15 protein-coding genes and 2 pseudogenes are annotated in these 14907 nt (G+C 66.2%); 7 read left to right on the plus strand and 10 right to left on the minus strand.

The annotated features are described in order from the left end of the window. Positions 1–343, plus strand: a pseudogene (locus ACLP4W_RS09590) (acyltransferase family protein); the annotation flags it as partial. A gap of 299 nt (positions 344–642) precedes the next feature. Here ACLP4W_RS09590 and ACLP4W_RS09595 read toward each other — a convergent pair. After that, positions 643–1296, minus strand: a complete 654-nt coding sequence (locus ACLP4W_RS09595) for a TetR/AcrR family transcriptional regulator (RefSeq protein ID WP_442385904.1) — start codon at positions 1294–1296, stop codon at positions 643–645. 97 nt (positions 1297–1393) lie between these two features. Between ACLP4W_RS09595 and ACLP4W_RS09600 the strand changes: the two genes are divergently transcribed. The 3 genes and pseudogenes from ACLP4W_RS09600 to mhpA all read left to right on the plus strand — a co-directional run bounded on the left by ACLP4W_RS09600 (position 1394) and on the right by mhpA (position 5008). After that, the gene (locus ACLP4W_RS09600; RefSeq protein ID WP_442385905.1) at positions 1394–2524 is read left to right on the plus strand and encodes a VOC family protein; all 1131 of its coding nucleotides are present in this window, start codon (positions 1394–1396) and stop codon (positions 2522–2524) included. Next, positions 2521–3467, plus strand: a pseudogene (locus tag ACLP4W_RS09605) (fumarylacetoacetate hydrolase family protein). Before ACLP4W_RS09600 ends, ACLP4W_RS09605 begins: the two are co-directional and overlap by 4 nt. Then, a complete protein-coding gene (gene mhpA / locus ACLP4W_RS09610; RefSeq protein WP_442385906.1) occupies positions 3464–5008 on the plus strand; it encodes a bifunctional 3-(3-hydroxy-phenyl)propionate/3-hydroxycinnamic acid hydroxylase MhpA in 1545 nt (514 codons plus the stop codon). Before ACLP4W_RS09605 ends, mhpA begins: the two are co-directional and overlap by 4 nt. Before the next feature lie 11 nt (positions 5009–5019). Here mhpA and ACLP4W_RS09615 read toward each other — a convergent pair whose 3' ends face one another. Both ACLP4W_RS09615 and ACLP4W_RS09620 read right to left on the minus strand, forming a co-directional pair. After that, positions 5020–5907, minus strand: coding sequence for a universal stress protein (locus tag ACLP4W_RS09615; RefSeq protein WP_442385907.1), 888 nt, complete (start codon positions 5905–5907; stop codon positions 5020–5022). Positions 5908–5981: 74 nt separating this feature from the next. Beyond that, complete coding sequence (locus ACLP4W_RS09620; RefSeq protein ID WP_442385908.1) at positions 5982–6818, minus strand: DUF3097 family protein; 837 nt, start codon at positions 6816–6818, stop codon at positions 5982–5984. Positions 6819–7053: 235 nt separating this feature from the next. On the opposite strand from ACLP4W_RS09620, the gene ACLP4W_RS09625 reads away from it, so the two are divergent. Next, positions 7054–7341, plus strand: coding sequence for a DUF3349 domain-containing protein (locus tag ACLP4W_RS09625; protein ID WP_442385909.1), 288 nt, complete (start codon positions 7054–7056; stop codon positions 7339–7341). Between the two features lie 59 nt (positions 7342–7400). Here ACLP4W_RS09625 and ACLP4W_RS09630 read toward each other — a convergent pair whose 3' ends face one another. From ACLP4W_RS09630 to ACLP4W_RS09645, 4 genes are read right to left on the minus strand one after another with little or no spacing between them, the layout of a single operon-like run. Then, on the minus strand, positions 7401–8471 hold the full coding sequence (locus ACLP4W_RS09630) for an ABC transporter ATP-binding protein (protein WP_442385910.1): 1071 nt from the start codon (positions 8469–8471) through the stop codon (positions 7401–7403). Between the two features lie 2 nt (positions 8472–8473). Next, on the minus strand, positions 8474–9256 hold the full coding sequence (locus ACLP4W_RS09635; protein ID WP_442385930.1) for a carbohydrate ABC transporter permease: 783 nt from the start codon (positions 9254–9256) through the stop codon (positions 8474–8476). A 46-nt stretch (positions 9257–9302) separates the two neighbouring features. Then, a complete protein-coding gene (locus ACLP4W_RS09640; protein WP_442385911.1) occupies positions 9303–10253 on the minus strand; it encodes a carbohydrate ABC transporter permease in 951 nt (316 codons plus the stop codon). Next, on the minus strand, positions 10250–11575 hold the full coding sequence (locus ACLP4W_RS09645) for an ABC transporter substrate-binding protein (RefSeq protein WP_442385912.1): 1326 nt from the start codon (positions 11573–11575) through the stop codon (positions 10250–10252). The genes ACLP4W_RS09640 and ACLP4W_RS09645 overlap by 4 nt, the downstream gene beginning before the upstream one ends. Positions 11576–11869: 294 nt before the next feature. Here ACLP4W_RS09645 and ACLP4W_RS09650 point away from each other — a divergent pair, with 294 nt between their 5' ends. Then, on the plus strand, positions 11870–12220 hold the full coding sequence (locus tag ACLP4W_RS09650) for a DoxX family protein (protein WP_442385913.1): 351 nt from the start codon (positions 11870–11872) through the stop codon (positions 12218–12220). A 24-nt stretch (positions 12221–12244) separates the two neighbouring features. On the opposite strand, the gene ACLP4W_RS09655 is transcribed toward ACLP4W_RS09650, so the two are convergent. Both ACLP4W_RS09655 and pncA read right to left on the minus strand, forming a co-directional pair. Continuing rightward, positions 12245–13045, minus strand: coding sequence for a nuclear transport factor 2 family protein (locus ACLP4W_RS09655; protein WP_442385914.1), 801 nt, complete (start codon positions 13043–13045; stop codon positions 12245–12247). Continuing rightward, complete coding sequence (gene pncA, locus ACLP4W_RS09660; protein ID WP_442385915.1) at positions 13045–13605, minus strand: pyrazinamidase PncA; 561 nt, start codon at positions 13603–13605, stop codon at positions 13045–13047. Before pncA ends, ACLP4W_RS09655 begins: the two co-directional genes overlap by 1 nt. Positions 13606–13714: 109 nt before the next feature. Here pncA and ACLP4W_RS09665 point away from each other — a divergent pair, with 109 nt between their 5' ends. Beyond that, a complete protein-coding gene (locus tag ACLP4W_RS09665; RefSeq protein WP_442385916.1) occupies positions 13715–14536 on the plus strand; it encodes a DoxX family protein in 822 nt (273 codons plus the stop codon). On the opposite strand, the gene ACLP4W_RS09670 is transcribed toward ACLP4W_RS09665, so the two are convergent. Then, positions 14505–14906: a DUF2784 domain-containing protein gene (locus ACLP4W_RS09670; RefSeq protein ID WP_442385917.1), complete on the minus strand. Its 402-nt coding sequence runs from the start codon at positions 14904–14906 to the stop codon at positions 14505–14507. The two genes, ACLP4W_RS09665 and ACLP4W_RS09670, sit on opposite strands and share 32 nt — an antisense overlap. Position 14907: the final 1 nt, after the last annotated feature.

Raw genomic sequence — 14907 nt, forward strand, 5'->3', positions numbered from 1 at the left:
GGGAACGGCGGCGTGGTGGCTGGTGCGGCTGGAGTGGATCGTCATCCTCAGCCTGGTGACAGCGGTCGAGATGATGCTGTTGTGGTGGCAGCGACGCTTCTTCGCGGCCCCGCTCCCCATGCTCGGCGTGCCACTCTCAGATCGCTGGGGCGAGGTGGTCATGCTGGCCGGTGCCCTGATGGCCGCCGCCGGTCTGCACTTATTGGCCCAGGGAGGCTTCGCACCCGACGGGCGTTTCTCGTGGGTAACAGCGGCGGCCTTCGCCGCCGGGGTGGTGCTGGTGGCGTTGCGCCCCAAGGAGGTGAGCCGGCGGTCCGTCGGTCCGGCTGCTGCGACCGGATAATTTCGCCGATCGCGACCCGGCCACCCGGTTGGTCCTTAGTTGGGGTAGGCTACCCTAACTTAATGACCAGAAGGGATCGCCGTGACGGTTAAGTTGCCGATTGACCCGCACGCCGACGCTGCCCGGCGCGCCTGGCTACCCTGCCCGAGCTGCGATTGGGGCCGCACGGCCTGCGCCGAGTGCCGCAGCGATCGCAACTGCCGTGCGCATTGGCAGTACCTGCTGAGCAATAAGGCGACGCGGGTCAACCTGCAATGCCCGGGCTGCACGACCCTGTGGTCGACGGACACGCGAAACCGCTAGGTCGCGGCGAAAGCGTCGTCGGGCAACGGGCGGTGACAGACCGCGTGGGCCTCATCGGCGCCGAGCCCGAACAACCGCAGCAGGTTTTCGGTGACGACGTCGGCGGCCCGTGCGTCGTCGCGATCCGGGTTGTCACGCAACAGTATTCCGAGGCCCAGCAGCGCGCCGCCGGCCGTGGCCAGGGCAAGCTCGGGGTCGTCGACCTGGAATCTCCCCGCGTCGACACCGGCCTTGATGTCGCGTAGTGCCCGAGGCGCCAGGCCGCGATCCGACGACAGCAGCGCCGGCCCGTTGGCCAACAGGATCTCGCTCTCCTGTGGGCGCCGGCGGAACAGCCGGCCGGTCAGCCGGAAACTGGTGGCAAACGTTTCCGCCGGGTCGGCGATCGACTCGGTCAGCCGGTCCAACATCGCTCCGTGCGCGTCGAGCACGTCGGCGACCGCGGCCTCGAACAGCTGCTCCTTGCTGTCGAAGTGGTTGTAGAAGGAACCCATCCCGACGTCGGCGGCCTTGGTGATCTCCAGGACAGGCACGTTGACCTTTCCTTCGGCGATCAACCGCTGCGCGGCCTTGACCAGCGCCGCTCTGGTGCGCTGTTTGCGCCGCTCCAAGCGGTTGGGCGGATCGGGATCGTCGGGCATCGCGCTCATCTTTAGCAGTATGCATCACTTTTGAGGATTTCGTCAGAAGCCTTGACTGGGGGTCGGCGCGCATGTGACGATTTCATCAGTTACCTTGAGGATGGTCATGGATCTGACGAAGAGCATGCACCGGGACCAGCACAGCGAACACGGAGCGTTACGCGGCGAGCACCCGGGCCGGTCCCCGAATCCGGTTATCAAAGTTGTCGACATCGCGTGGCTGGAGTTCGAGAAGCCGGACCTGACGCGCGCCGAGGCGTTCGCGCGCGCCTTCGGCTTCCAGACAGCGCGGCACGGCCCCGACGAGGTTCACTTGCGCGGCACCGAGGCCGGTGGACCGTGTGCGATCCTGCGCCGCGGTCCGCGGACTCGATTCACCGGTGCGGCGTTTCGGGCCGGCGACGAGTCCGACGTGCGGCGCCTGGCCGACAAAGCGGGCGCCCCCACGCGGCCCCTGGCGGAGAGCATTGGCGGCCGCGCAGTCGACCTGGTCGACCCCAGCGGCATGCAGGTGCGCGTCGTCGCCGGCACCCACGAGTTGCCCGAGTTACCGGGCCAGCAGCCCCACACCTTCAATTTCGGGCACGATGTGCGGCGCACCAACACCGGCCAGCGTCCCCCCCGCGTACCCGCGCGGGTGCAGCGGCTGGGCCACCTGGTGATGCAGTCGACGAGGTACCTTGAGGCGCTGGACTGGTATCTGGACAACCTGGGAATGATCGTCAGCGACTTCCTGTTCTTTGCCGGCCAGCGCGAACGAGGGCCGACCATGAGCTTCATCCGCTGCGATCGAGGATCGACACCGGCTGATCACCATACGTTGGCGATGGCGCTGGGTCCGGCCAATCGTTACCTGCACTCGGCCTATCAGGTCAGCGACCTCGACGCCCTGGCCGCCGGCGGCGAATACCTCAGGGAGCGGGGGTATTTCCGGTCCTGGGGAATCGGCAGGCATATCCAGGGCAGTCAGATCTTTGATTACTGGCGCGATCCCGATGGTTTCCTGGTCGAACACTTCACCGACGGAGACATGTTCGACAACACCCTCGAACCCGGCTGGGCGCCCTTCACCGCCTCCGGGTTGGCCCAGTGGGGTCCGCCCGCGACCAGAGACTTCCTCGGAACCGACCTGAAATCCGCTCGTCACGAACTGGTTTCGATGATCACCGCGCTGCGCGCGAGCAACGAATTCGACATCAGCCGGCTCGTCGGCCTACTGAAAGTACCTAGCTCATGACCGTTCGCGTCCTGCACACCGCCGACGCCTGGTGGCTCAAGACTCCCGCCGGCGCCGCCAGGATCGATACCACCGCCACCACCACGGCCGCCCTGCTGACCGACCGTGCCGGCCTCGAGGCTGCCATAAATGGGGCCGCCGGCGCCGACACCGTCGCCGTCGACAACCTGAAGCTGGTTTCACCGGTGACCCGGCCGTGCCGAGTGGTGGCCCAGATGACCAACTTCGAGTCGCATGTCAAGGATGCGGGCATGGACCCGGCCACGGTCCCGATGACCTTCTTCCGCAAAGCGTCGGCTTCGATCAACGGCCCGTTCGACGACATCGTCAAGCCCGCACACGTCAAGCTACTCGACTACGAGGTGGAAATCGGGTTGGTGATCGGGCGCGCAATCCCGGTCGGCACAACGATTTCCGACGAGAACCTGGGCGCGTTCATCGCCGGACTGGTCGTCGCCAACGACGTTTCCGCGCGTGACATCCAGCTTCCGCAAACCCAGTTCTACGAGGCCAAGTCCTATCCGACATTCACCCCGGTCGGGCCGGAGCTGGTCCTGCTGACGGCCGACGAGCTCAAGCGATTCGGCGATTTGCGGCTGCGCCTCAGTGTCAATGGCCAGGAGCGGCAAAACGCGCTCGTTGACGGGGACATGCTGTATCGGCCGCTGCAGGCGCTGCAGTCGCTCACCCAGTTCAGGAGCTCGCCCCCGGTGACCTGGTGCTCACCGGCACCCCGGCCGGGACCGCGCTGAGCGCCCCACCGAAGCCGCTGCAGATCGTCGGAAACCTGTTGCCACCGGCCCTCAAGTGGAAGGTGTTCTTCAGCCGTCAGGCCGGCAACCCGAAGTACCTGCAAGACGGCGACATCGTGGAGGCGTCAGTGGCCACCGACGACGGGGCCATCGATCTCGGGACCCAGCGCGCAGCAGTCCGATTCGCGTGACTGATAACGCGATTCGGCACGTTCCCGTCGTCCCAGTAGTCCCAGTCGTCATAGTGGGCGCCGGACCGACCGGCATGACCGCGGCCACAGTGTTGGCACAACGCGGCGTGGATTGCCTCGTCATCGACCGCTGGGCCGGGGTGTACCCGCAGCCGCGTGCCGTGCACCTCGACGACGAAATCTACCGCGTCATCGCCCGCCTCGGCATCGCCGACGAGTTCGCCGGGATTTCGCGGCCCACCCTCGGTTTGCGCCTGCTCGACAATCGATCCCGGGTACTCGCCGAGTTCCACCGCGACCCCTCACACAGCCCGAACGGCTTCCCGCAGGCCAACATGTTCGACCAACCGGAGTTCGAGGCCCTGTTACGCGCAAACCTCAAGCGGTACCCGAACGCACAACTCCGCGGCGACGCCCTGGTCACCGAGCTGACCGAAAGCGGAAAATGCGTGCGCGTCACGTTCACCGATCGCTCCGACGGCCACATTCACCGGATCGACGCCGATTACCTGCTGGGCTGCGATGGCGCGAACAGCATGGTGCGCGCCCACATCGGCTCGGCCATGCGGGATTTGAACTTCGAGCAACGCTGGCTGGTCGTCGACGTCGCCTGCAAGGCCGACCTGCGCCAGTGGGACGGCGTGCATCAGGTGTGCGACCCGGTTCGCGCGGCGACGTACATGCGGATCGGACCGGCGCGCTACCGTTGGGAGTTCCAGTTGCTGCGCGGCGAAAACGCCGACGACTTCCGCACATTGAATGCATTGCGACCATTAATCGAACCCTGGACCGCCGATGTCGCAGACAGCGAACTGGCGCTCCTGCGTGTCAGCGAGTACACGTTCCGCGCGCAGATCGCCGACCGGTGGCGCCGCGGCAACGTCTTCATCCTCGGCGACGCGGCGCACCTCACTCCCCCGTTCACCGGCCAGGGCATGGGAGCCGGAGTCCGGGACGCAGCCAACCTGGCTTGGAAGATCGCCGGAGTCCACAACGGCACCCTGGCCGAGGACGTTCTCGACGCCTACCAGCAGGAACGCAAGCCGCACACCCGGCACATGACCCGGCTGGCGCTGGGCGTGGGGCGGGCGATGACCGGCGGTGGCCGCGCGGGCAACGTGGTGCGCCGCGTGGTGCTGCCCCGGGTCCGGCTGGTCCCCGGTCTGCACGACAAGGTCGTCGACTCCACCACGCCGGCGCTGCATTCGTCCGCGCTGGTGTGCAAATCCCGCCGGCCGCGCCGGCTCGCGGGGACGCTGTGCCCGAATCCATTGCTGCCCAACGGTCAACGGCTCGACGAGGTGCTCGGCACCGGTTTCGCGTTGATCACCACGAGTGACCCCGATGCTGCCGACGCGGCATCGCTGCGGCGGCGCGGAGTCGTCGTGCTGGTTGCCCAGCCCGGCAGCGCGCTCGACGCATGGTTGCGCCGGGGGCGCGCGACGGCCGCGATCGTGCGCCCCGACCGGACGGTGATGCGCACCGGGCGTGACGTCGCCACGTTGTGCGCGTGGACGTCCGGCGTCCTTCGGACCCAGTGAAGGGTTCGGCTTCAGCCAGACGCCGACAACGGCCGGGCGACGATCACAGGTATCCGGACGGAGTGCAGGACCGCGTTGCTGACCGAGCCCAGCAGCATGCCCGTCAAACCACCTCGGCCGTGACTGCCCACGACGACGAGCTGCGCAGACTCCGACTTCTCGGCGAGCTGTCGGGCCGGCCGGTCGCGCACGACCACTCGGTGCACCGTCACGTCCGGATAACGTTGTCGCCACCCTGCCAGGCTTTCGGCGAGACTGCGCTGCGCCTCCTCCTCCACCGTCGCCCAATCCAAAAACGGAACTTCGGTCGTGACGTCACTCCATGCGTGCATGGCCATCAGGTCGACACCCCGACGAGACGCTTCGTCGAACGCGATCTCGGTCGCGAGTTCCGAAACCGCCGAGCCGTCGATTCCCACCACGACGGGCGCGTGCTGGTCCGGCAGATCTTCATCATGGAGGACTGCGACGGGGCAACTCGCGTGCCGCACCACGGTCGAACTCACCGAACCGAGCACACCTCGGGCGAGCAATCCTCGTCCGGAGCTGCCGACAACGATCATCTCGGCCGCATCGGACATTTTGATCAGGGCCGGCGACGGGTTCGAGAACACCAACTCGCGCTCGATGGTGACCTTCCGGTCGGCCGGCATCGCATCCTCGGCGATCTTGATCGCGCGCAGGACCTCTTTTTTGCCCTCGTCTTCCAGCCGCACCGCCAAAGACTCGGGGTAAGGAACCGGTGGCCAGGTCGCGGTGGGCGTGACCACCGCGTGGACCACGGTCAGTGGGATGTTTCTCATCGCCGCTTCGAGGGCCGCCCAACCAACGGCGACATCCGATGCGGGCGAGCCGTCGACCGCGACGACGATGCCGTGATGTTTGACGGGTGCGGACATTCGGTCTCCTTTCATCACAAGCGACGTTATAAACCGGTGGGGTCATCGGTCGTGAGGCTTTAGTCCCCAACATCTCAGGGGACGGCCGATTGCGTCACGAAGTCGATGAGTTCTTCGACCCGGCCGATCAGCGCGGGCTCAAGGTCGTTCCAGTCGCGCACCCTCGAACGGATCCGCCGCCAGGCCCTGGCGATGTCCGCCTGGCCGGCGTGCGGCAGGCCGAGCGCCGCGCACGCACCGTGCTTCCACTCGATGTGCCGCGGCACGTTCGGCCAGGCGGCCAGGCCAAGCCGCTGCGGTTTCACGGCCTGCCAGATGTCGACATAGGGGTGACCGACGACGAGGGTGTCGGGGCCGCCCGGCCCCCGCCGCACCGCGTCGGCGATCCGCGCCTCCTTCGAACCCGCGACGAGGTGGTCAACGAGCACGCCGAGCCGGCGCCCCGCACCGGGCGCGAACTCTGCCACGATGCCCACCAGGTCGTCGATGCCGCCGAGGTGCTCGACGACGACACCCTCGACGCGCAGGTCCTCGCCCCAGACCTGGGCGATGAGTTCGGCGTCGTGGCGTCCCTCGACGTAGATCCGGCTGGCGCGGGCGACCCGGGCGCGGGCACCCGGCACCGCGACCGAGCCCGACGCCGTCCTGGCTGCAGCAGCGGGCGCCGGGCGGCGGGGCGCGGTGAGGACCACCGGGCGGCCTTCGAGCAGGTAACCGGGCCCCAGGGGAAAGCCGCGGGTGTGGCCATGCCGGTCTTCCAGGTCGACGCGGCCGTATTCGACTCGCACCACCGCGCCGACGTAGCCGGTCTCGACGTCCTCGACGACGAGGCCGAGCTCGGCCGGATGCTCGGTCGAGCGAGGCTTGCGCCGACCCGCGGCGAGAACGTTTGTGCCATAGCGATCCATCACGCGGCAATACTAGGAAGTCTTGCGGCCAAACATCGTTGCGGCGCGCCACCCCGGCCGCGCTATTTGCAGACGATCGCCGGCGGTGCGGCGACCCAACGGATTCAAGTGTCAGCCGGAAAAATCCACAAAAATAGTTGTGAGTAACTGCGTTGTCTTACCGGGCTGATGACGTTGCCACTGCTAAGTTGCTAGATGCCGCTAGTGCATAGCGCATGGCGGTTAGCGAGGTGGACGCATGGACCTGTCCCATTGGGTAACGAGCATTGTCGCTTTTGTCCGGGCCGGCTATCCCACCGGCATGCCGGCTACCGGTCACGTGACGCTTGCGGCGCTGTCGCACCGCCGCGTCACCAAGGACGAGATCACTGCCATCACAAACGAACTGATGACGCATCGACGGCGGCCGATCAGCACCACCGACGTCGGGGTGGCGATCACCCGCATCACCAACGAGATGCCCTCGCGGGATGACATCGCGCGTGTGCAGCGTCGCCTTGACGCGATCGGCTGCGCACAAGGATAAGCGCCCAGAAACGTCGATGAGAGCGGCCGCGTAGCTCGATCAGGCCGGCTCGCGGTCGGTCACGCGATTCGGTGGCCGTCCGTACCGAAGAAGTGTAAGTGTCCGGGCTCTGGATGCAGGCGCACGCGGGCGCCCTTTTCCGGTGGGTGGCGCCCGTCGGCGCGCGCAACGACGTGCTGGTCGATCACCTCGCCGAAGCCCGTGATTCGGCCATACAGGTAGGCGTCGGCCCCGAGCTCCTCGACCACGTCGACTTCCATCTCCACACCGGGGCCGCCCAGCTCGAAATGTTCGGGACGGACCCCCACGACGACCTCGCGTGCGGCACCGGCCATCTCACGCGGCAGCGGGATCGGCCAGTCCCCCAGCGATACCGCGGAATCGATTATCGGAAGGGTGAACAGGTTCATCGCCGGGGACCCGATGAATCCCGCGACGAATACGTTGTCGGGGTTCCGGTAAAGCTCGCGAGGCGTCGCGAACTGTTGCAAGACGCCGTCGCACAGCACGGCGACGCGGTCCCCCATGGTCATCGCCTCGACCTGGTCGTGGGTGACGTAAACGGTGGTGGTACCGAGTCGCCTTTGCAATGCCGCGATCTGGTTGCGTGTCTGCACTCGCAGCTTGGCGTCGAGGTTGGACAGCGGCTCGTCCATCAGGAAAACCTGCGGACGGCGCACGATCGCACGCCCCATCGCCACCCGCTGGCGCTGCCCGCCGGAGAGATCCTTGGGCTTGCGATCGAGATACGGTTGCAGATCAAGCAGCTTCGCCGCGCCCAAGACCTGCTCGCGGATCTCGGCCTTCGGAGTCTTGGCGATCTTCAACGCGAAGCCCATATTCTCCGCCACCGTCATGTGCGGGTAGAGCGCGTAATTCTGAAACACCATTGCGACGTCCCGATCCTTGGGATCGACATTGGTGACGTCACGCTCGCCGATCCGGACACGTCCCGAATCCAGCGTTTCCAGTCCCGCCACCATGCGCAGCGACGTCGTCTTGCCGCATCCGGATGGCCCGACCAGAACGACGAACTCGCCATCGCCGACGGCCAGATCGAGGCGGTCCAGGGCCGGTCGATCCGCCCCGGGGTAGCGCCGCGTCGCTTGCTCGAAAGTCACCGAAGCCATGACTACCCGCCGAGCCCGGTGACGGCGATACCGCGGACAAAGGAACGCTGTGCGACGGCGTAGATGATGACCAATGGCAGCACGATCAGCATCGACGTTGCCATTATCACCGGCCAGCGCGCGACGTATTCGCCCCGCAGCCGGACCAGGCCGAGCGTCAGCGTCGCCAAGCTGCTGCGCTGCAGCATCAGTAGCGGCCACAGAAAGTCGTTCCACACGTTGACCCAGGTGAGCACCGCAAGCACCATCACCGCCGGCCTTGCGTGCGGCAGCAGAATCCGCCAGTAGATCTGCCAGGGCGAGCAACCGTCCAGAATCGCCGCCTCCTCCAGATCGGTCGGGAGCGTGCGGAAGAACTGCCGCATGAGATAGGTGCCGAACGCGCTGCCGAACAAACCGGGCACGATCATCGCCCACGGTGTGTCAACCCATCCCACTATCCGCATCAGGATGAACTGCGGGATCACCGTCACGGTCAGCGGCACCATCAGCGTGCCCAGGTACAGCACGAACAAGGTATCGCGGCCGCGAAAATCCAGCCGGGCAAAGGCATATCCGGCCAGTGAGCTGAAGAAGACCTGCCCTGCCGTGACGCATCCGGCGTACAGCACGGTGTTGAAAAACATGCGCCAGAACGGCATCAGCGTGAACACTTCGCTGTAGTTGGACCACTGCGGGTGAGCAGGCAACAGCCTTGCCTCGGTCACCTCGCCTTCCCTTTTCAACGAGCCAGAAACCGCCCAGGCTATCGGGAACAGCCAGCACCATGCGATGCCGATCAGCATCGTGTATACGACGACGCCACGAAAGACATTGCGCTTGAACACACGCTCACTTAAGCCCACGAGAAGACTCCCAAGAGCGCCGGTGCGTGAGCCGCAACTGCAACACGGTCAACACCAGCAAGATGGCGAACATCACCCACGCCAGTGCCGACGCATAACCGAATTCCAGGAAGGAGAACGCGTGCTGGAAGAGCATGATGCCCAAGACATAGGTGGCGGACTCCGGTCCGCCATTCGGTCCGTTGAGGACGTAGACCATGTCAAAAGCCTGGAACGCGTGGATGATCGAAATCACCACGACGAACGAGATCGACCCGCGGATCAACGGCACCGTGATGGACACGAACTGCCGTATCTCGCCGGCGCCGTCGATTCTTGCCGCCTCGTAAACGGTTTCCGGAACCCCCTGCATTGCGGCCAACAAGATAACAGTGGCGAACGGCACGCTGCGCCACACGCTGACCATGCACAGCGAGGCCATGGCCCATCTGGGGTCGACCAGCCACGGGATCGGACCGATCCCGACCCAGCCGAGCATGATGTTGAGTAGCCCATCGTCGGTATTGAACACGAACTGCCACACGACCGCCATCACGACCGACGAGATCGCCAGGGGCAGAAACACGATCGTTCGAAAGATACCGATGCCCTTGACTTTCCGGTTGAGCACACCGGCGACGACGAGGCTGATCAGCAGGGTGGGCACGACGGTCCCGAGGGTGAAAATCACCGTGTTGCGGATCGCGATGAGAAACAGTGGGTCTGACGTGAAGAGCTGTTCGAAGTTCTTCAGGCCCACAAACTTTGGCGGTCTGAACACGTCCCACTGCTGAAAGCTCATGTACAGCGAGAAGCCGAGCGGAAACAGCATGAACACCGCGACCGCGGCCAGATTCGGCGCGACGAACAGGCGACCGGCCCAGGCTCGTCGTCGCGAAGGCCCGGGTCCTGCGGCGGTAACCGGCCCGGGCGCGGCGGTTGCGTCGACCGATGTCATGGGGTGCGCAGCACCTCGTCGACGGCGGACGACAGCCCGGCCAGCGACGTCGCCGGCCGGGATCCGCGCAGCACGGGCCCGAAGCTGCGGTCCATCAGGGCGACGATCTTTTCCCACTGCGGGCTGATCGGCAGGCCTTCCGAATACGTCGGCCCTTCGGTGAGCACGGCAAGGTTGCCGACCCTGCGGTGGGCTTTGGCGAATCCGTCCGAGTTGAGCGCGGACCGCAGCACCGGCACGAAAAGGCAGGATTCACCGATCAACGCCTGCCCGAGGGGGCCGGTGGCGAACTTGACGAATTCCCACGCCTGCTCCTTGCGTTGGCTGCTCGCCGAGATGGCCAGTCCGGTGGCACCGATATTGGAGCAGGCGGGCTGGCCCTGCCGGCGTGGCCCCACCGGCAACGAGGTGACATCGAAATCCAGGCCGTCGGCGCGGATGAAAGTCTGGTAACGCCAGTGGCCGCCCAGCGCGATCGCCGCCTTGCCCACCGCGAACAGATCGGGCGTGGACATCGACTGCACCTCGGATGCGTTGGGCGCCACCCTGTGCCTGTTGGACAGGTCGGCGTAGAACTGCACCGCCTCGGTGAAGGCGTCGTCGCCGAAATTGAAGTGGGCCGGGTTCACCCGCGGGGTGGCCCAAGACACCCCGTTGTTCATCGCGAACAGCCCGGCCGAGTAGTACGAGAACCAGGTGTTGACGAAACCCCACTGCGTGGCCCGTCCGGATCCATCCCGCTTGGTGAGAGCGGTGGCGGTGTCCAGGAACTCGGTGAAGCTCCACGGCTGCTCCCACGTTCTGGGCGGCGCCGGCACCCCGGCCTCGGCGAAAAGCCGCTTGTTGTAGAACAGGTAGTTTCCGGACCATTGCTCCGGAAGCGCGTACTGGGCTCCCTTGAACGTGAAGGTGTCATACAGCACCCCTATGCTGTCCGACTTCAGCTGCGCCGCGAAAGCCTGGTCGCGACTCAGCATGGTGTTGAGGTCCAGCAACACACCCTTGTCGGCCAGTTCGGCATAGGTCAATTCCCACGCCATCAGCACATCCGGGCACTTGCCGCCGGCGCAAAACGTCGACAGCTGCTGCATCACGCCCGGTGCGGAGAACAACGCCCGTACCTTGATGTCAGGATGGCGGCGCTGGAATTCCTCGACAATGCGCAACCTGGCATCGCGCTCGTCCGGATTGGCCGCGAAGAAGAACGTCAACGCGTCGTTATCGTCGGGAGCGCAGCCCGCGGCCCACGGAGCAAGCGACGCCGCGCTGAGCGCACCGGCGCCCCGCAGCAGGCTTCGCCGCCCGAACCGCTTATCGAGCATCGTGCTTCCCATCTTGCCCCGTAACCGACCGTGTCCGATTTCCTTGGTACCCGATGGGCCTGTGGTGTTGCCGGGCTGCGCTCATCGGTCACGTTTTCTGCGCGGGACTCGTCAAGACGATGACCGCATCCCTCGGACTCTCGGTTGCAAAGGAGACCAGCACCATGACCCTATCGATTGTGCGCCGCAGCGTGCGCTGCGGCCATTCGGCTCGCCGCTGCGGAAACAGCTGCACCCCAATGGATTGACCGATGGAAAAGGAATTGCCCCTGATGGAAAAGGAATTGCCCTGACATGGATGCCGCATACTTCGTGGTCACGCTGATTACCGCGACCGTCACCGCCGCAATCGCGATAGCCGACTTCATCCCCGCCGGATTCGTCCTGGCCAACTCGGCCGAGGTCGGGGTGCCGCGTTCTTGGTTACCGGCGCTGGGGGCGGTAAAGCTGGCCGGGGCCGTCGGCCTGGTTGTCGGGCTCCTGGGCGCACCGGCCTTGGGAATTGCGGCCGCCGTCGGCCTGGTCTTGTTCTTTGTCGGAGCAGTCGTGACGCACCTAACTGCTCGCGTCCTCTACAACATCGCGTTTCCCGGCGCCTACTTGGCCCTGTCGGCGGCGACGCTCGCGCTGATGGTTGCGCACTGAACGGGCTCGGAGCGGGGCGAGCGATCAGGCGGGAAAGTACCTGATCCGGTTGATCGCGTTGCCCCGCCACGCCACGTCGGCGAAGATGATGCCGCGCCCGTGATCCGAGTCGAACGAGACCGTGACCGTGGGTCCCGCGCCGTTCATCTTGGTCCAGGTGGCCCCGCCGAGTTGCGCGACGAGCTCGGCAACCTCGAGAGGGTCGGTATCGCCCAACGTGATTGTGGCGGTTGCTGATAACGCACGCAGAACGGCGAACTTGTCGCCCCGCGCCGCCGCATCGAGGAATGTCTCCACCAGCTCCTTGTGCCGCGCGCCCACCCGGCGGAAGCCGGCCATGAAGCCCGCGGTCCCTCGCAATCCCTGATTGCCCAGCAAACCGCGCGACAGTTGCACCGCGGGCGAAACCGCTCGCCGTCCGGTTCGCAGGAACTGCAGCATCATCGCCGGCAGCTCCCAATAGGCCCGCAATTCGGCAATCTGCCACTGGCCGTTGCCTTCTCGGAGGTCATAGCGAAGGAATGCGGGAATGTACATCGTCACGGCCGAGCCCATCGCCACCTCGAGTTCGAGATCGCGCAACACCACTGTGCCGAACACGATGTCGAGATCGCGATGGAACTTGATGTCACGCGGACCGATGAAGGTGTCATAGAAGCGGCCGATCTGCGCCCGCCCCACGTGCGGCCGCGAACCCACCGGATCTTCGATTCGGCCATCGCCGGTGAACAGCGCCACCCACCCGGCGCGGTCATGCGCGGCGGCCGCCTTCGGAGACCGCTCCACGGCGCCGAGCAGCTGCTCCCGATCGAGTGGCGTCACCATCAGGGCCCGCCCACCAGTTCGACGCCGGCGGTTCGCATCTCCGCCAGCGCTTCCGCGGCCGAATCCGGCGCCACAGCGGCGGTCAGGCCGACGAGCACCCTGGTGGTCAGGCCGGCCCGCGCCGCGTCCTCGGCGGTCCGCCGGACGCAATAGTCGGTGGCGATGCCGATGACGTCGACCTCGTCAACTCCCCGCTGCTGCAACCACTCGAGCAACGGGGTCCCGTTCTCGTCGACGCCCTCGAAGCTGCTGTAGGCCGCGGCATAGGCACCCTTGCGGAAGACCGCCTCGATTCGGCCGGTGTCAAGGTCGGAACGAAAATCCGCACCCGGGCTTCCTGCGACGCAGTGCGGGGGCCAGGACGACGAGTAATCGGGCCGGTCGGAGAAATGGTCACCCGGGTCGACGTGAAAATCCTTGGTCGCCACGACGTGCCGGTAGCCCGGCTCGCCGGCCAGATAGCGGTTGATGGCGGGTGCCAGGGCGGCGCCGCCGGCTACCGGCAGCGAGCCGCCCTCGCAGAAGTCGTTTTGCACGTCGACGATGATCAACGCTCGCACGCGCTCCACCATATCGTCGCGGGGCCACCACCAAGCCAACGCTGGTGCTGCTAGCTGCGGCGACAAGCCGGACGGTTTGTTTGCCGGCCGGCCGGGTAACCTAGCTGCCATGTTGATCCGCAGAATCGCGCGGCCCCTGCTGTCGGCGGCGTTCCTCGGCCAGGGAATCGAATCGCTGCTCAATCCCAAGTTGGCTGCCCAGGCAGCGGCGCCCACGGTGGATGGTCTTCATGCACTACCGGATTCGGTGAGCAGCAGCATTCCCAGCGACCCCCAGACGTTTGCTCAGATCAATGCCGCCGTCCAAATCGGTGGCGGCCTGCTGCTTGCCACCGGCAAAGCACCCCGCGTCGCTTCGGCTGCCCTCGCGTTGACGGTGCTGCCGGCGAACCTCGGTGCGCACATGTTCTGGAGTGAGAGCGACCCGCAGCTCAAGGCCCAGAAGCGGCGGGATTTCCTGACCGACCTCAGCCTGTTGGGCGGGCTGATGATCGCGTCCGCCGATACGGCCGGCAAGCCGTCACTGGGGTGGCGAGGCCGCCGGGCAGCCGAGCGGCTCTCCGAGCGGGTGTCCTCGGCGCTGCCGGGATCCTTGCCAGGATCCCCTGACACGCTTGACGCGTTTGACGCCGACTTCGGGGAACTCGGGGAAAAGATCGTGCACGGTTTGCAGATCGGCGCCGAACGCGGCCGCGAACTGGCCAGCACCGCCGCCGAAAAGAGCGCGCCATACGCCGAAGCCGCTCTCGAACGAGGCCGCGAACTGGCCACCACCGCGGCCGAAAAGGGCGCGCCGCTGGCCCAGGCCGCGCGCAAACGAGGCGAAAAGTTGGCCGACACGGCGGTTGCGCGCGGCAGTCACCTGGCCGACGTGGCCCGCGAGCGGGTCGGCGACGGCGTCAAGACTCGTCGTCGCAAGCGCCGCTGGTAGTCACACGATCGCGTCGGCGCCGAGCGAGGTCGCGCCGGAAATACACCGCCCATGACCCCGCGACCAGTGCGAACGAGGCGAGCTGGACGCCGAGCAGCCAGCCTTCGGGATAGATCGTTCCGGTCATGTAGTGCGCGATGAATCCGCCCCGCGGCAGCGGCGCCATTCCCGCGCTCTGCCGAGCCCAGCGCTCCGCCCACGTCAAGGGGCAGTCGACCCGCTTTGTCGCGATGGCGATCCCCCAGATCACCGCCGGCACATGCAGCCACATCGTGCGCCGCCAGCGCAGCGCGATGAAACCGCCGACGACGACGTAGGCGATGAAGGCGAAGTGCGAAGCCACGATGAGCCCCACCACGGTTTCGGACATG

It is taken from the genome of Mycobacterium sp., assembly GCF_052145595.1.
Lineage (GTDB): Bacteria > Actinomycetota > Actinomycetes > Mycobacteriales > Mycobacteriaceae > Mycobacterium.